Origin of the sequence: Lentzea flaviverrucosa (genome assembly GCF_003350445.1) — a bacterium.
Classification (GTDB): Bacteria; Actinomycetota; Actinomycetes; order Mycobacteriales; family Pseudonocardiaceae; genus Lentzea; species Lentzea californiensis.
This window is the reverse complement of the sequence record NZ_QQAU01000007.1, coordinates 243,667-265,193: the sequence shown is the minus strand read 5'-3', so window position 1 is coordinate 265,193 and position 21,527 is coordinate 243,667. Positions and strand designations below refer to the sequence as shown.

The 21,527-nt window shown below is 69.2% G+C and carries 22 protein-coding genes; 13 read left to right on the top strand and 9 right to left on the bottom strand.

The annotated features are described in order from the left end of the window. Nucleotides 1–75: 75 nt before the first annotated feature. From DFR72_RS23415 to DFR72_RS23405, 3 genes are all read right to left on the bottom strand, one after another. The gene (locus tag DFR72_RS23415) at nt 76–1,095 is read right to left on the bottom strand and encodes a YbaB/EbfC family nucleoid-associated protein (RefSeq protein WP_090064875.1); all 1,020 of its coding nucleotides are present in this window, start codon (nt 1,093–1,095) and stop codon (nt 76–78) included. Nucleotides 1,096–1,225: 130 nt separating this feature from the next. Continuing rightward, the gene (locus DFR72_RS23410) at nt 1,226–2,521 is read right to left on the bottom strand and encodes a PepSY-associated TM helix domain-containing protein (protein ID WP_177224528.1); all 1,296 of its coding nucleotides are present in this window, start codon (nt 2,519–2,521) and stop codon (nt 1,226–1,228) included. 62 nt (nt 2,522–2,583) lie between these two features. Further along, nucleotides 2,584–3,096: a hypothetical protein gene (locus DFR72_RS23405; protein ID WP_090064873.1), complete on the bottom strand. Its 513-nt coding sequence runs from the start codon at nt 3,094–3,096 to the stop codon at nt 2,584–2,586. A 72-nt stretch (nt 3,097–3,168) separates the two neighbouring features. Here DFR72_RS23405 and DFR72_RS23400 point away from each other — a divergent pair, with 72 nt between their 5' ends. After that, nucleotides 3,169–3,561, top strand: coding sequence for a GNAT family N-acetyltransferase (locus DFR72_RS23400; RefSeq protein ID WP_211335497.1), 393 nt, complete (start codon nt 3,169–3,171; stop codon nt 3,559–3,561). On the opposite strand, the gene DFR72_RS23395 is transcribed toward DFR72_RS23400, so the two are convergent. Further along, nucleotides 3,558–3,866, bottom strand: a complete 309-nt coding sequence (locus DFR72_RS23395; protein ID WP_051770467.1) for a hypothetical protein — start codon at nt 3,864–3,866, stop codon at nt 3,558–3,560. The two genes, DFR72_RS23400 and DFR72_RS23395, sit on opposite strands and share 4 nt — an antisense overlap. 15 nt (nt 3,867–3,881) lie before the next feature. Further along, complete coding sequence (locus tag DFR72_RS23390) at nt 3,882–4,454, bottom strand: PadR family transcriptional regulator (protein WP_090064872.1); 573 nt, start codon at nt 4,452–4,454, stop codon at nt 3,882–3,884. Nucleotides 4,455–4,512: 58 nt separating this feature from the next. Between DFR72_RS23390 and DFR72_RS23385 the strand changes: the two genes are divergently transcribed. Next, nucleotides 4,513–4,908 (top strand): nuclear transport factor 2 family protein, encoded by a 396-nt coding sequence (locus DFR72_RS23385; protein WP_090064871.1) that lies wholly within the window; start codon nt 4,513–4,515, stop codon nt 4,906–4,908. Nucleotides 4,909–4,917: 9 nt separating this feature from the next. On the opposite strand, the gene DFR72_RS23380 is transcribed toward DFR72_RS23385, so the two are convergent. Both DFR72_RS23380 and DFR72_RS23375 read right to left on the bottom strand, forming a co-directional pair. Then, nucleotides 4,918–5,640: a class I SAM-dependent DNA methyltransferase gene (locus DFR72_RS23380; protein WP_090064870.1), complete on the bottom strand. Its 723-nt coding sequence runs from the start codon at nt 5,638–5,640 to the stop codon at nt 4,918–4,920. 23 nt (nt 5,641–5,663) lie between these two features. After that, nucleotides 5,664–6,146 carry a nucleotidyltransferase domain-containing protein gene (locus DFR72_RS23375; RefSeq protein WP_177224527.1) on the bottom strand — a complete coding sequence of 161 codons (483 nt, stop codon included), beginning with the start codon at nt 6,144–6,146 and terminating at the stop codon, nt 5,664–5,666. A gap of 189 nt (nt 6,147–6,335) precedes the next feature. On the opposite strand from DFR72_RS23375, the gene add reads away from it, so the two are divergent. The 5 genes from add (at nt 6,336) to DFR72_RS23350 (ending at nt 11,018) form a co-directional block, all read left to right on the top strand. After that, nucleotides 6,336–7,343 carry an adenosine deaminase gene (gene add, locus DFR72_RS23370; protein ID WP_090064868.1) on the top strand — a complete coding sequence of 336 codons (1,008 nt, stop codon included), beginning with the start codon at nt 6,336–6,338 and terminating at the stop codon, nt 7,341–7,343. Between the two features lie 83 nt (nt 7,344–7,426). Beyond that, complete coding sequence (locus DFR72_RS23365; RefSeq protein WP_170176365.1) at nt 7,427–8,296, top strand: SGNH/GDSL hydrolase family protein; 870 nt, start codon at nt 7,427–7,429, stop codon at nt 8,294–8,296. A gap of 94 nt (nt 8,297–8,390) precedes the next feature. Next, nucleotides 8,391–9,299: a helix-turn-helix transcriptional regulator gene (locus DFR72_RS23360; protein ID WP_170176364.1), complete on the top strand. Its 909-nt coding sequence runs from the start codon at nt 8,391–8,393 to the stop codon at nt 9,297–9,299. Between the two features lie 73 nt (nt 9,300–9,372). After that, on the top strand, nt 9,373–9,741 hold the full coding sequence (locus DFR72_RS23355; RefSeq protein ID WP_114773737.1) for an STAS domain-containing protein: 369 nt from the start codon (nt 9,373–9,375) through the stop codon (nt 9,739–9,741). An 11-nt stretch (nt 9,742–9,752) separates the two neighbouring features. Beyond that, entirely contained in the window at nt 9,753–11,018 is a 1,266-nt protein-coding gene (locus DFR72_RS23350; protein WP_090064864.1) for a tannase/feruloyl esterase family alpha/beta hydrolase, read from the top strand. A gap of 37 nt (nt 11,019–11,055) precedes the next feature. Here DFR72_RS23350 and DFR72_RS23345 read toward each other — a convergent pair whose 3' ends face one another. Further along, on the bottom strand, nt 11,056–12,045 hold the full coding sequence (locus tag DFR72_RS23345; RefSeq protein ID WP_090064863.1) for a LacI family DNA-binding transcriptional regulator: 990 nt from the start codon (nt 12,043–12,045) through the stop codon (nt 11,056–11,058). A 123-nt stretch (nt 12,046–12,168) separates the two neighbouring features. Here DFR72_RS23345 and DFR72_RS23340 point away from each other — a divergent pair, with 123 nt between their 5' ends. The 6 genes from DFR72_RS23340 to DFR72_RS23315 are packed head-to-tail and all read left to right on the top strand — an operon-like array spanning nt 12,169 to nt 20,422. After that, nucleotides 12,169–13,209: an ABC transporter substrate-binding protein gene (locus tag DFR72_RS23340; RefSeq protein WP_090064862.1), complete on the top strand. Its 1,041-nt coding sequence runs from the start codon at nt 12,169–12,171 to the stop codon at nt 13,207–13,209. Then, a complete protein-coding gene (locus tag DFR72_RS23335; RefSeq protein WP_090064861.1) occupies nt 13,199–14,713 on the top strand; it encodes a sugar ABC transporter ATP-binding protein in 1,515 nt (504 codons plus the stop codon). Before DFR72_RS23340 ends, DFR72_RS23335 begins: the two co-directional genes overlap by 11 nt. After that, nucleotides 14,670–15,641, top strand: coding sequence for an ABC transporter permease (locus tag DFR72_RS23330; RefSeq protein ID WP_090064860.1), 972 nt, complete (start codon nt 14,670–14,672; stop codon nt 15,639–15,641). Before DFR72_RS23335 ends, DFR72_RS23330 begins: the two co-directional genes overlap by 44 nt. Then, nucleotides 15,638–16,618: an ABC transporter permease gene (locus DFR72_RS23325; RefSeq protein WP_090064859.1), complete on the top strand. Its 981-nt coding sequence runs from the start codon at nt 15,638–15,640 to the stop codon at nt 16,616–16,618. Before DFR72_RS23330 ends, DFR72_RS23325 begins: the two co-directional genes overlap by 4 nt. Nucleotides 16,619–16,625: 7 nt before the next feature. After that, a complete protein-coding gene (locus tag DFR72_RS23320) occupies nt 16,626–19,340 on the top strand; it encodes an AbfB domain-containing protein (RefSeq protein WP_090064858.1) in 2,715 nt (904 codons plus the stop codon). Between the two features lie 8 nt (nt 19,341–19,348). Next, on the top strand, nt 19,349–20,422 hold the full coding sequence (locus tag DFR72_RS23315) for a S1 family peptidase (RefSeq protein ID WP_090065233.1): 1,074 nt from the start codon (nt 19,349–19,351) through the stop codon (nt 20,420–20,422). 45 nt (nt 20,423–20,467) lie between these two features. On the opposite strand, the gene DFR72_RS23310 is transcribed toward DFR72_RS23315, so the two are convergent. Then, nucleotides 20,468–21,499 carry an FAD-dependent oxidoreductase gene (locus DFR72_RS23310; RefSeq protein ID WP_090064857.1) on the bottom strand — a complete coding sequence of 344 codons (1,032 nt, stop codon included), beginning with the start codon at nt 21,497–21,499 and terminating at the stop codon, nt 20,468–20,470. Nucleotides 21,500–21,527: the final 28 nt, after the last annotated feature.

The window sequence follows — 21,527 nt, the reverse complement described above, 5'->3', positions numbered from 1 at the left end:
TATGTGGGCCATTCAGCCGTGCCGCCAGGGGCCGCCTCGGGCCCGGCTATCGCGGACTGGACTTCGATACAGGCCTTAGTGGCTGGCTTTCGCCATCTGGTCGCCGGCGTGGTCGAGCACCAGGTCCTGAACCTGCTTGCGCGCGTCCACCCTCGCCTTCTGCACGCACGCCATCAGCTGCGCCGCGAGCAGGTCCGGTTCGAGCTCGCGCACCTCGGGGCTCAGCGCGATGCCCGTCGTGAGGCCGTTCGAGTCGACCGTCACGCTGATGCCGCCGCGCGTGGCCTCACCGCTGACGGCCGCGAGCAACGTGACCAGGTCGAGGTAACGGCGCTGCTCGCGTTCGGCGGCCGCGTCACGGCGCTCCTCCCACCACATGATCCGGCGGCGCAGCAACGCCTGCGCGGTCGCCGGATCCGCCACGGGAACCGTCCACGAACCGGACGCGGTGTGCAGCATGATCGCGTGCGAATGCGCCGTCACGCGGAGGATGCGGGCGAACGAGACCCCGGCGTCGACCCGCGAACCGTGCCGCGTGGTCCAGTCGACGCGGTCCGTGCCGATCACCACGCGGGCGCCGCTGCTGTCGAGCACGAGCGGGAACGCGGTCGACCCGAGTTCGAGGATCGGAGCCGAGAGCAGCGAACGGTGGGCCAGCCGGGCGAGTGCGCTGGCGGATCCGGCACCGAGCACTCCGGCCGCGCACAACGCCTTCACCGCGATCGCCGCGCCGGGGCTGAGCCGCAACGCGATGCCCGAGCCCGGCAGCACGCCGAGCACGAGCTGCGCGCCCGTCATCAGGGTGGTGGCGGGCAGCCACGAGTGCGGATCACTCAAACCGTTGCGCCGCAACCAGGACAGCAACGCCCACGCGCACGCCGCCGCGGCGACCGCCGGAATCGCCGACCACCACGGCATGATGCGCTGCCCGGCCGACGTCATGCCGGCGAGCACGATGCACACGATGCCGATGGCGACGGGCAGGACACCGACCGAGAGCAGCAGCAGCGTCCTGGTACGACGCCACCGGGCAGCGAGCGCGTGGACGACCTGGGGATCGTTGATCAAAGGGATGGCGTGGGGGATCAGCGTCATGTGGGCGCCCCTCGTCAGCTCTCCGCCGCCACCTGGGTGTGACGAGCGGGCCGACCAGACTTCCCGGCTCACCTTCCCGTTAATATGCCGTAAATGTCCAGATCAGGCAAGCCTCGTCCACTGTGGACGATCAGGACGCCGCCGTTTTCGCCCGCCTCCCGAGCAGCACGTCGACGGCCAGGAAGACCACCAGGGTGACGCCGAGCAGCGGCACGAACCACCCTGCGAGCAGTGTGCCGAGGCCGAGCGCGATCAACGCTCCGCGCGGGGCCTTGCGCCACTGACCACGCGGGGTCGGGCGGCCGAAACCGTTCGTGGGCCTGCGCTTCCACCACATGCGGTACCCGAGCACGACCGAAGCGACCAGTCCGCCGCCGATGAGCAACAGCAGCAACTGGTTGGGCCAGCCGAACAGCACACCCATGTGCGCGTCGATGCCCCACCGCGTCAGCTTCGCGCCCAGCGGGAACTCGTCGAACTTGAGCGAACTGACCACCTCGCCGCCGTGCACCGCGACGGCGTCTCCCTGGGACGGCAGGCCCTTCTCGATCTCGGCCACCTTCCAGGCGCCGTCGGGGGTGGTGGGCAGGCTGATCTCGACCGCCTTCGCGTCGATGCCGGACAGCTTCGCGGCGCTGGACACGGTGTCGATCTCGCCGTGCCCACCGGCGGACGAGGTGCTCGAACCGTGGTCGCCGTGGCTCTCCCCGGCACCGGGCATCTCCAGTGCCGGCGTGGACCAGCCGACCGCGGTGCGGAGCATGGCGACGTTCTCGCCCGCGTAGGCCGACCACGTGAGACCGGTGGCGGACAGGAACAACGCACCGGCCAGCACCCACACGCCGATCAGCCCGTGCGTCCGGATGCGCTTGCTGTTGCGTGCCCGGGAGACCCACAGGACCAGGCCGCCCAGCGCGACGACCCACAGCCAGGAGGCGGCGAGCTCGCTGTAGAGGCGACCGGGTTCACCGAGCATCAGGTTGCGGTGCAACTGGTCCAGCGTCGTGCGCAGCGGCAGCACGCCGCTCGACCCGTAGACCACGAGATCACCGGTGACTCGTCCGGTGCCGGGGTCGACGAAGACCGCGCGGCGTTCGGACTCGCCCAAGCCCTTCTCGGAGAACAGGACGCGGGTCGTGTCACCGGGTTCGGGTGCGGGCCGGACCGCGACGAGCTCGCCCTGGGGTGACGTCGCGAGCGCGGCGTCGACCTGCTTGGACAGCGGGAGTTGTTGCGCGGTCGCGGGAACGCGGAGCTGATCGGAGTAGACCCAGGACTCCAGTTGCGGCGTCAGGGCGTACAGCACGCCGGTCAGCGCGGCGATGAGGATGAACGGGCCGACGAGCACGCCGGCGTAGAAGTGCAGGCGCAGGAAGAGTCCCCGCCACGCGAACGACGTGCGTGACGGAGCGGCTGTGGTGGTCATGGTGCTCCCAATGGGCGTGAACAGGGGCAGGACCGCTCGGTGAGCGGCCCTGTGAAGGGGATTCAGACCTGTTCAGCCGGAGGACCGCGCCACGACAGCACGTCCAGGAAGACGATCGCGGTCGGCGCGAGCGAAGGCGTGGCGACGACCAGGGGTGCGGTGGCGGGCAGGACGGCGAGCCTGCGGGGCAGCGCGGCCGTGACCGCGCGGGCGAGCGCGAGCACGGACCGTTCCGCGGCGGCGAGCACGACGACCGTCAGTGCCGTGGCCACGACGTGGGAGGCGATCATGCGCGCCGGTTCGGCTTCGTGTGCGTGCCGGAACGCCGCGAGGGACACCAGGACGTGCATCGCGAGCTGCCCGCCGCCGATCAGCAGGAGCAGCTTGCGCCAGGTCAGCTCGTGCCGGGCGAACCCGGACGTCGCCCACGTGAGCAGTGCGACGAGCGAGAAGACCAGCCCGGCGTCGGGCAACTGCCCGTCCGCGCTGGAGTGCGCGAGAACCGCGAGCGTCCCGTTGACGATGCCGACGGCAGCACAGCGCGCACGGCGCAGCGGAACAGTCGGCAGGGGCACGACCAGCAGCTTAGCGGCAGAATTGGGAGAAACCACCCTACGGATGTCCGGCGAGAACGGTTCAATGCGGCGGTGATCTCTTACCGCACCGATCTCCACGGCCTGACCGAGTCCGAACTCGCCGGGTTCTTCGTGGGCTGGCCCAAGCCGCCGTCACCCGCCCAGCACCTCGCCGTGCTGCGCGGGAGCTATCGCGTGGTGATCGCGCGTTCAGGGGACGACGTCGTCGGCTTCGTGAACATGATCAGCGACGGCGTGCTGACCGCGTTCGTCCCGTGGCTGGAGGTGCGGCCGGAGTTCCAGGGCCAGGGCATCGGCACGGAGCTGATGCGCCGCATCGTGGCCGAGGCCGCGCACCTGTACTCCGTGGACCTCACGTGCGACGACGCGTTGCGTCCGTACTACGAGCGCCTGGGCATGACCGCGCTGACCGGAATGGGGCTGCGCAACCGCTCCGCCATCTAGATGCCCTCGAGGTCCAGGGTCTGCTGGTGCGGGCCCCCGGTGAACGAGCTGGTGAGCAGCCCGGCGGAGCGGCAGCGCCCGCACGTCACCGGGGACGTGGTCGCCTTGAAGCGGGTGAAGTCCCAGCTGCCGGTGCCGACGTGGCAGCCGGGGCCCGGCACCTCCAGGCCCAGCCAGCCCTGCAACCGCACGGCGTGCACGACGTCGGACCCGTCGAGGTAGCCGTTGAGCCGCCCCGCGAACCGGTTGCGCGCCTCTGCCGCGGGCGCGCTGAGTGCCTCCTGCAAGAGCGAAATGCCGTTCATGGACCCGATTCAACCTCACCCCGGCGCGTCGAGCCGGGCACCACGCCGCTCCAGCACGGTGAGGCTCCTGGCACACCACCGCACGTTGTCCCGCTCGAACGACAAGCCGCGCAACAACGTCAGGTACGGCCCGACCCGTTCTGCGGTGGCCAGGAAGTCCTCCTCCGAACGGCCGTCGAGCAGCTTGGCCCTGAGTCGTTCGTAGCGCGCGACCTTCGCCTCGGCCCACTGCTTGCGTTCGCGGACCGAGGCCAGCACTCCCTCGGTGTCGCCGGAGTCCGCCGCCAGCACCGCCACCAGCAGCTCGTCCCGGATCGCGGTGGGCTTGTGCGGCCCGGCCGTGAACGACGTCAGCTCCTCGCGGCCCAGTTCGGTGAGCGAGAACAGGCGCTTGTTCGGCCGGCGTTCCTGCTCGACCGTCCTGGCGACGATCAGCCCGTCCGCCTCCATGCGGTCCAGCTCCCGGTAGAGCTGCTGCGGCGTGCAGATCCAGAAGTTCGCCACCGACGCGTCGAACGCCTTGGCCAGGTCGTAGCCGGACGACTCCCCGTCGAGCAGGGCCGCCATCACGGCGTTGCGCAGCGACATAGCAGCAGGTTACGGTGCATCGACCTAGTCAACAAGTTGAGTATGTGAGGGCGTCGCTGTGAACGCATTCCGCAAAGCGGTCGAAGCACGGGACACCGAGGCGATGGCGGCGTGCCTGGCCGACGACGTCGTGTTCACCAGTCCCGTCGCGTTCACGCCCTACCCCGGCAAGCCGATCACCGCGGCGATCCTGCGCGGCGTGATGCGGGTGTTCGAGAACTTCCGCTACGAACGCGAGATCATCGACGGCCCGAACCACGCGCTGGTGTTCCGCACCGAGGTGGGCGGCAAGGAGATCCAGGGCTGCGACTTCCTGCACCTCAACGCCGACGGGCTGATCGACGAGTTCACCGTCATGGTGCGCCCGCTGTCCGGCGCCCAGGCCCTGTCCGAGGCGATGGCCGCCCAGTTCGAGCAGATCAAGGCCGAGGCGCTGGAAGCGTTCAACTCCTGACGCAGACCGTCAGGCGGCTCTTTCGTACACGCTCACGTGCCGCTTGCTGTCCGCGACGAACGGCTCGCCGTTCCAGCCGGCGTGCCGCTCGCGCAGCCGCAGACCCGCGATGCGCGCCATGAGGTCGAACTCGGACGGGTAGGACAGCCGCTGCCGGATCGCGCCGAACCGGATGCCGTCCGCGCCGATGTGCACGTGGTTCTCGTCGAGCATCTGGGTGACCGGGTCGTAGCGGTTGACATCGAGCTCGACGTGGTCGACCTCGACGGCCTCCACGTCGATGAACTGGTTGCGTTGCCGCGCCGCCCAGCTCGGCACCCCGCACTCGACCACGAACACGCCGTCCGGGGTGAGGTGGCGTGCGGCGTTCTCGAAGCACCGCACCTGGTCGTCCTGGGTGAGCAGGTTCGTGATCGTGTTGTAGACCAGGTACACCAACGGATACGTGCGGCCGGTGCCGGCTCTGGACATGTCGCCCATGACCACTTCGACGTCGGCGCCACCGGCTTTCTCCCGCATGCGCGCGACCATGTCGGGGGAGAGCTCGACGCCGTCCACCTCGACACCGGACTCCTTGAGGGGCAACGCGATGCGGCCCGTGCCGATCGCGAACTCCAGGGCACTCCCGCCGAACGCGGCGAGGAAGCGGACGGTCTCGGCCTCGTCGCCGCGGGGTGAGTTGTCGTAGTTCTTGGCCGTTTCGGGACTGAAACTCGGGTTGAATCCCTTCACCCACCCCACGCTAGCCGTCGGCGCTACCGAGTTTTGGCCGCGGGAAGTGAGCGCAGCAAGGCCAGGTCGTGCAGGTCCTCGTCCCGCGGCTCGTAACCCTGGTGGAAGAGCAGCTGCTGTTCGACCGACAGGCAGCGCACGGGCGTGCCGAGGATCGTGCCGGTGACGAAGCACTCGGCCGGGTAGCGGAACGGCTCGCCCGGCGTCAGCGAGGACTGCTCGGCACTGCCGTCGTCCGCGAACCGCAACGGGTGCAGGTCGATCTCGCGCCCGTCTGGACCGGTGAGCACGAACCGGACCGGCCGCCACGACAGGGTTTCCGCGAACCCGCGCGCGGCGAGCGCGGCGACGACCTGAGGTTCCTGCTCCTCGCGGTGCATGAGGTCGAGGTCGCCGTGCGGCCGGGTCTGTTCACCGGCCAGCGCATCGATACCCCATCCACCCCCTGTGCAGATGTCGAAGTCCCGCAACGCTGCCAAGATCGCGAGCACGTCCTCACCGGTCACACGCCACATCGTGCAACTGAGGCGGGAACGGCGCCACCGCATTCGTGGCGGTGCTGCTAGCTTGGAGGTCGTGCCGGACTTCAAGCTGCCGCTCTACGGCGCTGACACCGAACGCGGCGACCTCGCTCCCTGAGTCGTCCCGTTCCTCCGCCACCTCTCTCATCTTCGCCTCGCACGGGGAGCTTTGCCATGCGTTCGTTCATCCACGCACTGCCCAAGGTCGAACTGCACGTCCACCTCGTCGGCTCGGCCGGCCTCGGCACCGTCCTGGAACTCGCCCGGCGCCACCCCGAGGCGGGTGTGCCCACCGACCGCGCCGAACTGGAGCGCTTCTACACGTTCCGCGACTTCGACCACTTCCTGAAGGTCTTCTGGGCGGTGCAGTCGATGCTGAAGGACCGCGCCGACGTCCACACCCTCGTCGTAGGCCTGGCCCGTGAACTGGCACGGCAGAAAGTCCGGTACGCCGAGGTCACCGTGACACCGCACAACCACCTGACGGACGGCATGTCCGGCGACGAACTCCTCACGGGACTCGAGTCCGGTCGCGCGGAAGCCTCGGCGCTGGGGGTCGACCTGGCCTGGTGCTTCGACATCCCGGGCGAGAAGGGCCTGGTGGCCGGCCGGGAGACGCTGGCGTTCGCGCTGTCCGAACGCCCCGACGGTCTCGTCTCCTTCGGTCTCGGCGGGCCGGAGGAAGGCATCGGCCGTGCCCAGTTCGCGCCCTTCTTCGACGCGGCAAGGGAAGCAGGTCTGCACAGCGTGCCGCACGCGGGGGAGACCACCGGCCCGGAGACCGTCTGGTCGGCGGTGCTCGACCTCCGGGCCGAGCGCATCGGCCACGGCACGAGCTGCCACCAGGACCCGGCGTTGCTGGAACACCTGGCGCTGAAGGGGATTCCGTTGGAGGTGTGCCCGACGTCCAACGTCCGCACTCGACAGGTGGTGTCCATCGAGGCGCATCCCGTGCGGCAGGTGCTCGACGCCGGTGTGGTGGTCACGCTGAACACCGACGACCCGCCGTTCTTCGGCGCGACGCTGGAAGGCGAGTACCTGGCGGTGGCCACCGCGCTCGGCCTCGGACACGCGGAGATCGCGAGGCTGGCGGAGAACGCCGTGCTGGCCTCGTTCCTGCCGAACGACCGCAAGACGCCGCTGCTGAAGGAGATCGCGAACGTCCTGTCGTCGGTCGGCTGAACGTCCCGGTATCTCGTTTGGCGGCGCACGACGTGGTGGTTCGGGCACCATGGAGTGGCGATGACATCGACTTCGGGGGTCCTGTGAAAAGAACGATCGTCGTCCTCACAGCTGTTCTGGCTGCGCTTGGGATCGCTCCCACGGCCAACGCGGCCCGCTCCACCTCGCTCGTGGTGCTCGGTGACTCGTACGCCTCCGGCACCGGTGCGGGGTCCTACCAGGACGGAACCGCCGGCAACTGCTGGCGCAGCAACAACTCCTACGGCGAGCAGGTGGCCGCCGGCCTGCGCGCGGCCGGCCGGCTCGGCTCGTTCACCAACGTGAGCTGCAGTGGCGCCGCCACCGCGGACTTCTCCCGCCCGTTCAAGGACCGTCCGGCCCAGCTGGACGCCCTGCGGCGCGGCACCGACCTGGTGCTGCTCACCGTCGGCACCAACGACGTCGACTACTCGACGTACGGCGGCACCTGCATCCAGGCGGACTGCACGGGCGCCCCGACCGAGGCGATCCTGGCCAGGTTGCCGCAGATGGGCAGCAACGTCACCGCCCTGCTCACCGAGATCCGCAAGCGCAGCCCGTACGCGCGAGTGGTCGTCGTGGGCTACGGCCGCCAGGTGTCCGCTTCGGACAACCCGCCCGGCGCCACGCTCGACCCGATCTGCGGCGAGGGCATCATGACCACCGCGGAGCGCAGCGAGGGCAACCAGGTGGCCGACGGCATCGACGCCACCCTGCGCACCGCCGTGGCCAAGGCGGCGCACAAGGGCGTCAACGCCACGTTCGTGAGCCCGTTCTCCCGCCCGGACACGTTCGAAGGCCACGCGCTGTGCGAGTCGGGCACGCCGTTCCTGCGCGGATTCGACGCGCTGGCACCGGGTCAGGAGGGGCCGGAGGCCGTCTTCCACCCGAACCAGCAGGGCCAGACCGCATTGGCCTCGCTCGTCCGGGCCTAGTCAGATGACGGTTGCTTCCGCCCTCCCAGCGGGTGAGCGGAAGCAACCGTCTTGGCGATGGACACCGGGGGGACGGGCGAGGATCGTGCAGCACGTGGAACGGGTCGTCGAGGTGGCGGACTTGGACGCGGCGCACGAGGTGTTGAACGCGGCTTACGGCCAGATGCGTCTCAACGCCGGCATCGAGAACCCCCACATGTGGATGTCGTCGCGAATACACGGGCACGTCCGCTTCGACGAGCTGCACGGGCGCATCGCGCTGGAGGTCAGCGTCGACCCGATGAACAACTTCGTCTTCGGGCACTTGGGCGCCGGGATGGTCTACTACCGTTCGGGTGGCGAGGACCGCTTCTGGATGTCCGGTGACGCGTTCCTGTGCGCACCACCCGAAAGTCCCTTCATCGGGGCGATCCGCAACCCGTGGCTGTCGACGGTCACGCTCACCCAGTCGCTGATCGACGAGGTGGCCGACGGTGTTCGGTTCGACGGTTTCCGCCCGGCCTCGGCCCAGGACGCGGCACTGTGGTGGTCCACCTGCGCGCACCTGCGCGACGAGGTGCTGCCGCACTTCGTCGACAACCCACTGGTGACGGCGAACGCGATCCGCCTGCTGGTGAGCACCACCCTCGCCGCGTTTCCGAACACCGCACACGCCGCGCCGACACCTGGTGACCGGCGTGACGCGCACCCGAGAAGCCTGCGTCGTGCGGTCACGTTCATCGAGGACAACGCCGAGACGGACATCTCGGCCGCCGACATAGCGCGTGCGGCTCGCGTGTCCATCCGTGCGCTGCAACTCGCTTTCCGCCGCCACCTCGCCACGACACCGATGGCCTATCTGCGGGGTGTGCGTCTGTCGTGCGCCCATGAAGACCTGAGGGCGGGCAACGGTTCTGTCACCGAGATCGCGGCCAGATGGGGTTACGCCCGTCCGAGTGTCTTCGCCGCGCACTACCGTGCCGCGTACGACGTGTCGCCGTCGAAGACCCTGCGGTCAGGTTGAGGCGCTTCGTTTTCCGGTTCCGGACTTCGTTTCCGCTGCTATCGTCCGCGCTCGCAGTGCGGTGAAGTGGTTCATGACCGCCTGCGAGACCAGTCCGTTCACCGTGCGGACAGAACGCTCCGGAACCCGCTTCGTGGCCACCTGTCAGGGCGAGATGGACATGACAACTTGTGACGTGTTCTTCGCGGCCGTGCTGCCCGGCATCACGGACACGACCACAGACCGCGTCGCGATCGACCTGGCCGAGGTGACGTTCCTGTCCGCGGGCGGCCTGCGCACGTTGCTGCTCCTGCTCTGCGCGGCCCACCACAACGGCAAGTCGTTCACAGTGCACCACACCCAGCCGCAGGTCCGCCGCGTGCTGGACCTGTTCGGCTTCACCACTTTCAAAGCAGGTCTTGTGTGGGAGACGACCATGTCGCCGCCGCCCCCTCACCACTAGCTTGACCAGCTATGTTGCTCCCGCTGGTACTGGTGCTCGCACTGACCCCGCCGACGTCCGTGATGACGGTCCCCGGCGCCGAGCACCAGCGACTCGCCCGTCTCGCCGACCTCACCACGACCGGCCTCACGGCCACCGGCCACACCGACCCGGCGGACTGGGCGGGCCTCACGAGCACCGCCCTGCCCGTCCCCGCCGCGGTTCCTGGCATCCAGATCGACGGCTACTTCCCGGACACCTCGCGCACCAACACCAACCACGGCTGGCACGACTCCCAGTTCGTGGTCAGACTGCCCGACCACTGGAACGGCGGTCTGGTCGTCACCGGCGCCCCGGGCGTCCGCGAGCAGTACGCCAACGACCGCGCGATCTCCGACTGGGTCCTGTCCCGCGGCTACGCCTTCGCCTCCACCGACAAGGGCAACACCGGAGCCCAGTTCTACCGCGACGGCCGCGCCATGGAGGAGTGGAACCACCGCTTCACCCAGCTCACCATCGCGGCGAAGTCCGTTGTCTCGCAACGCTACGGCCGAACCCCGCGCCGAACCATCGCCACCGGCATCTCCAACGGCGGCTACCTGGTCCGCTGGCAACTGGAGAACCGCCCGCACCTCTACGACGGCGGCGTCGACTGGGAGGGGACGCTGTGGACGGTCAAGGGCCCGAACCCGCTGACGTTCCTGCCACCCGTGCTCCGCGCCTACCCGGCCTACCTGGCGGGCGAACCGGGCGCGCACGAGGCCATGGTCGCGGCGGGCTTTCCAGCCGGCACGGAGTTCCTGTGGGACTACCACTACCGCTACTACTGGGACCTGACGCAGCGGATCTACCGCGAGGAGTTCGATCCCGGGTTCGACGGGGATCTGCTGGCCGGCGTGCCTTTCTGCGCTCCCGGTGCACCTGCCTGCGATGCGGACTACTCGTACGCGGCGCGGCGTCGTGTTGCTGGGCCTGCGGTGTCGAAGGTTGCGTTGACCGGGAAGGTTAAGCGGCCTTTGCTGACTGTGCACGGGACCTATGACGTGCTGTTGCCAATCAGTCAGGACTCGGACGTGTACGCGGGTATGACGCCTGCCCGGTTGCACCGGTACTACCGGGTGGAGCAGGGGACGCACGTGGATGGGCTGGTCGACGCCCATCCGGATCGGTTGCGGCCCCTTGCGCCTTGTCATCGGGCGGCGTTCGTGGCTCTGGAGCGGTGGCTGGACGGGGTGGAGCCGCCTCGGTCGGCGACCTTGCCTCGGCCGGCCGACGTGGCCACCTGCCCGTTGTCGTGATCCTGCTGCAGCCATCACGACGTGGCCCGGGCGACCTTCACCGGGCCACGGTGCTTTCCCTCACCTGCAAGGAGAACGGCGTCTCCACGTTCTCGAGGGCGTCGCCGGACTCGACGCGCCGGTGCAGCAGGTCGACGGCGGCCTGGGCGATGGCGGCCTTGTCGGGGGCGACGGACGTGAGCGACGGGGAGCTGTAAACGCTTTCCTCGTTGTTGTCGAAGCCGACGACGGCGAGGTCCTGGGGGACGCGCACGAAACGTTCGCCGGCCGCTCGCATGGCGCCGATGGCCAGGAGGTCGTTGAAGCAGAACACGGCGTCCGGGGGGTTGCGCAGGTCCAGCAACGACCTCATCGCGGCGGCGCCGTCCGCTCGGTGGTAGTTCAGCGCGGGGACCACGAGTTCGTCGACGAACGGCAGTGAGGCTTCGGCCAGGGCTCGGCGGTAGCCCTCCAGGCGCAGGGCGGCTGTGCCTCGGTGGGGGTGGGCGCCGATCGCGGCGATGCGCTGGTGGCCCAGCGAGATCAGGTGGCGGACGGCGGCCTGGGCCGCGGCCACGTTGTCGATGCCCACGCGGGAGATCGGGACGTCGACGGCGTGCTCGCCCAGCAGGACGGCGGGGACGGGCAGCTGGAAGTCGTCCACCTGCAGGGCCTCCGGGCTGAGGATCGCGGCGTCCACCAGGTGCGGGCCCAGGGAGGCCAGTGCGGAGCGTTCGCCTGCCAGGGTGCCGAACGTCTGCTCGATCAGCACGTTCCACTCGTGGTCCTGGGCGGCGGCGATGACGAGACCGGCGAGCTCGGCGAAGTACGGGATCGAGAGCTCGGGCAGGACCAGGGCGATGAAACCGGTGCGGCCGCGGCGCAGATTGCGGGCGCCCAGGTTCGGGCGGTAGCCGGTCGCCTCCAGCGCCTCCTCGACGCGGCGGCGGTTGTCCGGTTTCACGAACGAGTAGCCGTTGACCACGTTCGACACGGTCTTCACCGAGACGCCCGCCAGCCGAGCGACGTCCTTGAGCGTGGCCAACACAGCCTCCAAAGAAGTACCGGGAAAAGTACCGGGAAGTCCCCAGTCTTTACAACGTTGGAACAACGATGCAAATCTAGCGCCTGAGAGCGCGTCCACGCATAGCCCGCCGTGTAGGAGCCAACGATGTCTCGCATGTTGCTCATCGCCGTCGCAGCCTTGCTCGTGACGGGGTGCACCAGCAGGGAAACCCCGACGACCGCGACCAGTGGAGGGCCCGCCGCGTCTGCCGCGCAGAACCAGAGTGCCGGCCCCGGCTGTGCGCGGAGCACGACCGGCTACCCGCAGGTCGACGTCAAGGGCGCGGTGGTCGGCTTCTCCCAGTCGGAGAAGGAAGCCAACCCGTTCCGCACCGCGGAGACCGCGTCGATCAGGGACGAGGCCGCGAAGCGGGGAGCCGAACTGCTCTACACGAACGCGCAGAGCGACCTGAACAAGCAGATCAGCGACATCAAGTCGATGATCGACCGCGGGGCGAAGCTGCTGATCGTCGCGCCGCTCAACTCCGACGGCCTGCAGCCCGCGTTCGACGCGGCCAAGGCCAAGCAGGTGCCGGTCATCACGATCGACCGCAAGGTCACGTCGAAGCCCTGCACCGACTACCTCACGTTCATCGGCTCCGACTTCGTCGAACAGGGCAAGCGCGCCGCCCAGCAGATGATCAAGGCGACCGGCGGCACGGGCAAGGTCGCGATCCTGCTCGGTGCCTCGGGCAACAACGTCACGGTCGACCGCACCAAGGGCTTCAAGGACGGCATCGCCGGCACCCCCGGCCTCACCGTCGTCGCCGAGCAGACCGGCGAGTTCGACAGGTCCAAGGGCCAGGCCGTGATGGAACAGCTGATCCAGAGCAACCCGGACATCACCGCCGTCTACGCCGAGAACGACGAGATGGGCATCGGCGCCGTCACCGCTCTCAAGGCCGCCGGCAAGCAGCCGGGCAAGGACATCAAGATCGTGTCCGTCGACGGCACGCGCAACGCCGTGCAGCTCATCGCGGACGGCAGCTACACCGCCGTGGTCGAGTCCAACCCGCGCTTCGGCCCGCTCGCGTTCGACACGCTGGAGAAGTTCGGCAAGGGCGACGAGATCCCGCAGAACATCGTGATCTCCGACGACGAGTACGACTCGGCGAACGCGGCGCAGAAGCTCGGCAATGCCTACTGATCCGGTGATCGAGGTCGCCGGCGTGACGAAGACGTTCGCCGGCGTCCGGGCACTCGGCGACGTGGACTTCACGCTCCAGCGCGGCGAGATCCACGCGCTGGTAGGGGAGAACGGAGCCGGCAAGTCGACGCTGATCAAGGTGCTGACCGGCATCCACACCCCGGATGCCGGCTCCGTCACCCGCAACGGGCACATCTCCACGATCTACCAGGAGGTGAACCTCGTCCCGCTGATGAGCGTGTCCGCCAACCTGTTCCTCGGCCGCGAGCCGCGCAACCGGTTCGGGCTGATCGACCGAGCCCGCCGCGACGCCGACGCCGCGGAGCTCCTGCGGGGCTACGGCATCACGGCGGACGTGAGCAGTCCGCTCGGGACGCTCGCGGTCGGTGAGCAGCAGATGGTCGCGCTGGCCAGGGCGGTCGCGGCGGACGCGGACGTCGTGATCATGGACGAGCCCACGTCGTCGCTGGAACCGCGCGAGGTCGAGACGCTGCTCGGCGTCGTGCGGAAGCTCCACGAGGCGGGCATCGCGATCATCTACGTCAGCCACCGCATGGACGAGCTCTACCGGATCTGCGACACCGTCACGGTCCTCCGAGACGGTGTGAACGTTCACAGCGGCCCGCTCGAAGAACTTCCGCGCATCGAACTGGTCTCGCTGATGCTCGGCAGGTCGGTCAAGGAGATCGAGAAACACGGCACCACGGCGTTCGGCGAAGGTCACCAGGCCGACACGCAGCCGGTGCTGGAAGCTCGAGACCTCACGAGCAAGCCACGCATCGGTGGCGTCGGCGTGTCGATCCGGCCCGGTGAGGTCGTCGGCCTCGCCGGTCTGCTCGGATCGGGCCGCACCGAGACCGCGAAGGCGATCATCGGCGCGCTCCCGCTCGACCGCGGCACCGTGCTCGTGGCGGGCAAGCCGGTGGCGCACAACGTGAAGGCGTCGATGAGGGCGGGCATCAGCATGCTCGCGGAGGACCGCAAGACCGAGGGGATCATCCCGAACCTGTCCGTGCGCGAGAACATCGTGCTGGCGGCACTGCCGAGGCTCAGCCGATTCGGCGTGACCAGCAGGTCCAGGCAGGACCGGATCGTCGACACCTTCATCAAGCGCCTGCGCATCAAGGTGTCGAGCCCGGAGCAGAAGGTCGCGGAACTGTCCGGCGGCAACCAGCAGAAGGTGCTGCTCGCCAGGTGGTTGTGCACTGAACCCAAGATCCTGCTCCTCGACGAACCGACGCGCGGCATCGACGTCGGCGCCAAGGCCGAGGTGCAGGAGCTGATCGACGAACTCGCTGGGGAAGGCCTGGCGGTGCTGCTGATCAGCTCCGAACTGGACGAACTGCTCGACGGCGCCGACCGGCTCGTCGTGCTGCGCGACGGCTCCGTCGCGGGCGAACTCGAAGGAGACCAGCTCACCCGTGAACACGTGCTCGCGGCCATCGCGGCGGAGGTGATGGATGACTCAGGAGACCACGCAGGCAGCCACCAGGACAGCCGCTAGCACCACCGCGGCGCGGACGCGCTGGTTGCAGGACAACGGTGTCTACGTCGCCGTCGCCGTGCTGCTGCTGTTCAACGCCCTTTTCACGGCCAACTTCCTGACGCTGGGCAACTTCACGACCCAGCTCGTGCAGGCCGCGCCCGTGCTGATCGTCGCGCTCGGCATGGCGCTGGTGATCGGCACCGAGGGCGTCGACCTGAGCGTCGGCGCGGTGATGGCGCTGGCCGCCGCGGTCATCCCGCTCTACCTCGGCGCCGGGCCGCTCGTGGCCATCGTGATGGCGCTCGTCGTCGGCGTGCTGGCGGGAGCGTTCAACGGGTTCCTCGTCGCCAGGGTCGGCATCCAGCCGATCGTCGCCACACTGGCGTTGCTGGTCGGCGGACGGGGCCTGGCGCTGGTCATCGCGGACGGGCAGCTCGTGCAGCTGCACGACGAGACGTTCCTGGAGCTCGGCACCGGTGACGTGGCCGGCATCCCGATCAGCGTGCTGATCGCGGGTCTGCTCGCACTCGTCGTCGCGGGCCTCACGAACCGCACCACGTTCGGGCGCCAGCTCGTCGCGATCGGCGGCAACCGCAAGGCGGCCACGCTCGCGGGACTGCCGGTCAACCGGGTGCTGATCGGCGTCTACGCGATCACCGGCGTGCTCGCGGCGATCGCGGGCGTGCTGGCCACCTCCCGGCTCGCCGCCAGCGACCCGGCGGACATGGGGCTGCTGATGGAGCTGTCCGCGATCACCGCGGTGGTCGTCGGCGGCACCCCGCTCACCGGGGGCAAGGTCCGCGTGCTCGGCACGGTGTTCGGCGTGATCCTCATGCAGCTCGTCCGGGCCACCCTGATCAAGCACAACCTGCCGGACTCGATCGCGCAGATGATCCAGGCCGCGATCATCATCGCCGCCGTGTACGTGGCACGGGAGCGCCGATGACTGTGTCTGAAACGAGTAGGCAGCACGGGGCGGTGTTGCCCAAGGCGACCAGGACGAAGGTCCTGCAACGCCAGGGCGCCGCCGTGGCCCTCGTGCTGATGGTCGCGGTGTCCTGGCTGGTCTTCCCGCGCTTCGGCAGCCTCGACAACCTGCGCGACCTCGCCCTGCAGGGCTCGTTCCTCGTGGTGATCGCGATCGGGATGACGTTCGTGATCATCACGGGCGGCATCGACCTGTCCGTCGGCTCGCTCTACGCCCTCGGCGGCGTGCTCGCGGCCTGGGGCTCTCAGTACGGGTTCCTGGCCGCGCTGGCACTGCCACTGGTGGTGTGCGGGTTGATCGGCCTGATCAACGGCCTGCTGATCGCCCGAACGAACATGGCGCCGTTCATCGTCACGCTGGCGTCGCTGCTGTTCGCCCGCGGCCTCCTGCTGGCGATCACCGACGAGGGCGCCAACACCTACCAGATCCCGGCGGACAGCGCGTTCGTCGAACTGGGCCGCGGCACGGTCTTCGGCTTCGGCTACCCGATCTTCGTCGCGGCCGTGCTCGCCGTCCTGGGCGGCATGGTCCTCAACCGCACCAACTTCGGCCAGAACGTGTTCGCGACCGGCGGCGCCGAGCAGTCGGCGGTCCTGCTGGGCGTGCCCGTCGCGAAGACCAAGGTCCTCGTCTACACGATGAGCGGCACGCTGGCGGGTCTCGCCGGCGCCTTGACCGCCGCTTATCTGCAGTCGGGCGTCACGGTCATCGGCGTCGGCCTCGAACTGGACGCCATCGCGGTCGTCGTCATCGGCGGAACCCTGCTGACCGGTGGCATGGGCACGATCCTCGGCACCGTGATCGGCGTCGGCCTGATCAAGGTCATCCAGAACGTCATCAACCAGATCGGCACGCTCGACAGCAACTACCAGTCGGTGGTCAGCGGCGTGTTCTTGCTCATCGTCGTCGTCCTGCAGCGAATATTGCGAAGATAGGAGAGCCATGACCAGACGCGTCCTGGGCGTGATGGTCTCGATCCTGATCACAGCAACCTTCCTGACACCCACAGCGCACGCCGCGGAGTGGGTACCGAAAGTCCCTCCGCTCTCGACACCCTGGACCTCCCAGGTGTCGCCGGCCAACGCCCTGCCCGAGTACCCGCGACCGCAGCTCCAGCGCCCGGAGTGGCAGAACCTCAACGGTGTCTGGGAGTTCGCCGGGGCACCGAACCTGAGCAACCCGCCCATCGGCCGGCCACTGGCCGAGGGCGTGCTCGTGCCGTACCCGATCGAGTCCGCGCTGTCGGGGATCAAGCGGCACGAGGACAACATGTTCTACCGCCGCACCTTCACCGTTCCGTCCTCTTGGAACGGTCGTCAGGTGAAGCTCAACTTCGGTGCGGTGACCTGGGAGACGCGGGTCTGGGTCAACGGCAGGCAGGTCGGCACGCACACCGGCGGCTTCGACGCGTTCTCGTTCGACATCACCTCGGCGCTGGCGGCCGGCACGAACGAGATCGTCGTCGGCGTCACCTCGACGGTCGACGGCAGCCGCTACCCGATCGGCAAGCAGCGTCGCGACCCGAGCGGGATCTTCTACACCGCGGCGTCCGGCATCTGGCAGACGGTCTGGCTGGAACCGGTGCGGGCCGCGAACATCACGCGTCTCGACACCACCCCGAACGTCGGTGCGGGCGCGCTCGACCTGGTCGTGCAGGGCACCGCGGGCCAGCCGGTCACCGCCGAGGTGCTCAGCGGCGGTCAGGTGGTCGGCAGGCAGACCGGCACGACCGGTAGCTCGCTGCGGGTGCCGGTGCCGAACGCCCGGCTGTGGTCGCCCGACGACCCGTTCCTCTACGACCTGCGCGTGACGCTGGCCGGCGGGGACGCCGTGACGGGCTACTTCGGCATGCGCTCGCTCGGCAAGGCGATGGTCGGCGGCGTCATGCGGCCGTTGCTGAACGGGAAGTTCGTCTTCCAGAGCGGCACGCTGGACCAGGGCTACTGGCCGGACGGCATCTACACCGCGCCGACCGACGAGGCGCTGCGCTTCGACCTCGAACGCCAGAAGGCGCTGGGGTTCAACATGGTCCGCAAGCACATCAAGGTCGAACCGGCACGCTGGTTCTACCACGCCGACCGGCTCGGCCTGATGGTCTGGCAGGACATGCCGTCCGTCGACTCGATCGACGAGGCGCCGAACTCGCACGCGAACTTCGAGTCCGAGCTGCGCCGGATGATCGACCAGCTCAAGGGCATCACGTCGATCGTGCAGTGGGTGCCGTTCAACGAGGGCTGGGGCGAGTACGACGCGGGCCGGATCGTGAACCTGGTCCGCTCGATCGACAACACCCGGCTCATCAACCACAACTCGGGTTCCAACTGCTGCGTCTCGGATCCCGACCCCGGCAACGGCGACGTGATCGACGACCACCACTACCAGATCTCGGCCAACACCCGCCTGCCCGACAGCAACCGGGTCGCGATGCTCGGCGAGTTCGGCGGCCTCGGCCGCAGGGTCGCCGGCCACGAGTACCAGCCGGGCGCCGGATTCGCCTACGGAGCCCTGTACCCGGACGAGCAGTCGCTCACCAAGCGGTACGAGGAGGTCATCAAGCAGGTACAGCGGCTCGTCCACACACGCGGGTTGTCCGCGATGGTCTACACCGAGCCCTACGACGTGGAGAACGAGGTCAACGGCTTCTACACCTACGACCGGCGCGTGCTGAAGATGACCGAGTCGCGGGTGCGGGACGTCAACCAGAGGGTGCTCGCGGTCGCCCGCGGCACGGCGGTCAGCCCGGACGACGTGGTGTCGTTGCGCGTCACCACGACCGGCTACACCAACCGCTACCTGCGCCACCAGGACTCACTGGCCCGCACCGACGTCATCAGCACGGACCTGGCCAGGCTGGACGCCACGTTCCACCCGCGTCCCGGACTCGCCGACGCGGCCTGCCTCTCGTTCGAGTCGCGGAACTTCCCCGGCCAGTTCCTCAGGCACAGCAACGGACGCATCCGCACGGACGTGAACAACGGCACGATCGCGGCCGATGCCACGTTCTGCGCGCGGGAAGGCTCGGGCGGCACCGCGCTGGAGTCGTTCAACGTGCGCGGTTCCTTCGTGCGGCACTTCAACGAGGGCGTCTACCTGGCGCGCTCGGGCGGCCCGAACCCCTGGGACACGGCGAGTTCCTTCGCGGCGGACTCCACCTGGGCGATCGGCACCGGGTTGTGGCGCAGCGGTGCGGACCTGCCGCTGGACCAGGCCCGCTCGTTCCGCGTGACCTCGCCCGGCTTCACGGATCGCTACCTGCGGCACCGTGAAGGCCTGGCGCGCACGGACGTCGTCAACGCCTCCAGCGCCGCACTGCTGAAGTCGGACGCGACGTTCGTCGTCCGCCGTGGTCTCGCCGACCCGACCTGCTACTCGTTCGAGGCCAGGAACATCTCCGGGCAGTTCCTGCGGCACGCGGACTTCCGCGTGCGGCTCGGCGCCAACGACAACACCGACCTGTTCCGCCGCGACGCGACCTTCTGCGCGCAGCAGGGGAGTGGCGGTGTGCGGCTGGAGTCGGTCAACGAGCTCGGCACCAACATCCGGCACTACCAGGAGGAGGTCTGGGTCGCCTCGAACGGCGGCGCGCACGTGTACGACAACCCTGCCTCGTACAACCAAGACGTGAGCTGGGCCGTGAGCTCACCTTGGGCACCGTAGGAGTGAACATGCTGCTACGCATGGTTTCCGTGTCCGCGATCGTGCTGAGCACGATCACCATCCCTGCTGTGACGGCGTCGGCGGACGTCGTCGACGCCATGAGCCGCGACCTCGGGATCACCCAGGCGCAGGCGCTGACCAGGATCCGCCAGGAGAAGGTCGCGCTGAAGATCGCGCCGGCGGCCGAGCAGGCCGCCGCCGAGGCGTACGGCGGCAGCTGGTACGCCGACGGCGAGCTCCAGGTGGCCGTCACCGATCCGGCCCGTGCCGATGCGGTCCGCGCCACCGGTGCCAAGCCGGTGTTGCGGACGAAGTCCCTCGCGTCCCTGAACGCGGTGAAGACCGGCATCGACGGACTGTCCAAGGCCGGTGCGGTGTCGAAGGACATCGCCGGCTGGCGGGTCGACGTCCAGCGCGGTGCCGTGGTCGTCGACGCCCTGCCGGGTGCCGACGTCTCGGCGCTGCCCGAGGACGTCGTCGTCAACACGACCGGTGTCCAGCGGCCGCAGACCTTCGCGGCCGGCACCGTGGGCGGTGACCCGTTCTACACGGGCAACGTCCGCTGCTCGATCGGTTTCTCGGTGCACGGCGGCTACGTCACCGCCGGCCACTGCAACGTCGGTGCCTGGAACGTCTACGGCTGGGACCGTTCGTGGCAGGGCGAGTTCGTCGGCTCTTCGTTCCCCGCCAACGACTACGGCTGGGTGCGCACCGGCGGCGGCTGGTGGAACGTGCCGGTCGTGCTCGGCTGGGGCCAGACGAGCGACGCGCTGGTGCGCGGTTCGTGGGAGGCCCCGCCCGGCACCTCGGTGTGCCGTTCGGGCTCGACCACGCACTGGCACTGCGGCGTGATCCAGGGCCGCAACGAGACCGTGAACTACCAGCAGGGCGCGGTCTACGAGATGGTCGGGACGAGCGTGTGCGCCGAGGGCGGCGACTCCGGCGGCTCGTTCATCACCGGTGACCAGGCGCAGGGCGTGACGTCCGGCGGTTACGGCAACTGCGGAAGTGGTGGCCGCACCTGGTTCCAGCCCGTCAACGAGATCCTGCGCACGTACGGGCTGACTCTGCTGACCGCCTGATCGGTCCACCGGGACGCGCACTCGACGCGCGTCCCGGTGGATCTCCTAGTTGAACATGATCTTCTTGGCGACGGCCTTCCCGGGCGGCGTGCGCAGCAGTGTGAACGCGAACTCGGCGAGGCCCGGACCGCGGACGAGCGACAGACCGCGCCGCAGCTGGGACCTCAGCAGGTAACGGCGCCGCATCGCCGCGCCGTCGTAGTGCTCCAGCACGTACCTGTTGCCGCTGCGCAGGTAGTCGGACGTGACCGAGGCCGCGAGCTCGGACATCCGCATGCACGGGTCGAGCCCGCCCGCCGTGAGCGGCGAGACCGCACCCGCCGCGTCGCCGACCAGCAACCCCTGTGGTGACACGATCCGGCGCAGCAGCCCGCCGACCGGGATCGGCCCGCCCCTGCGCTTCACCGGGCCGGTGGGCTCCGGTGTCGGGAAGCTGTCGCGGAACCGCCGCAGCAGCTGGGGGAGCGGCGCGGTGAACCGGTCGGGGCGGCCCGCCAGCCCGACGTGCGCGTGCTCGCCGTCGTCGATGACCCAGGCGATGTAACCGGGTGCGAGCCGCGGGTCGACCACGCAGTGGAACGTCGGCGTCGCACCGGTGCGGACCGGGTAGACCTCCTCGATGCCCGTGATCAGCTGCCGGTTGACGTCGAGGCCGAGGCTCTTGGCGACGGTGGACCGGGCGCCGTCCGCGCCGATCGTGAAGCGGGCCTTCGTGGACTTCGCGGGGTAGCTCGCGTTCAGGCTGACGCGCGCGCCCGCCCGTTCGGCTTCCTCGACCGCGGTGGCGTAGATGCCTTCCATGTCACCGACGCGGAACTCGTCGCGCGGGCTCAGGAGCTCCACCGGATTTTCGCCGGACGGCGGGTAGAGCAGCACGCGCCGGACCGCCGGGCCCAGGTGCGGGAGCTCGTAGTCGTCCAGGGTGCGCCGGACGAAGATCCCGGTCGTGCGGATGCCGGTCTCCAGACTGGTCCTGCGTTCACAAACGGCCACGTCGAGGCCTGCTTCGGCGAGCAGGCGCGCGGTGTTGAGGCCGGCCAGCCCGGCGCCGACGACGAGCACGTCCACGGTGTCCATGCAGCCGACGCTAGATCCGATCGCCGAG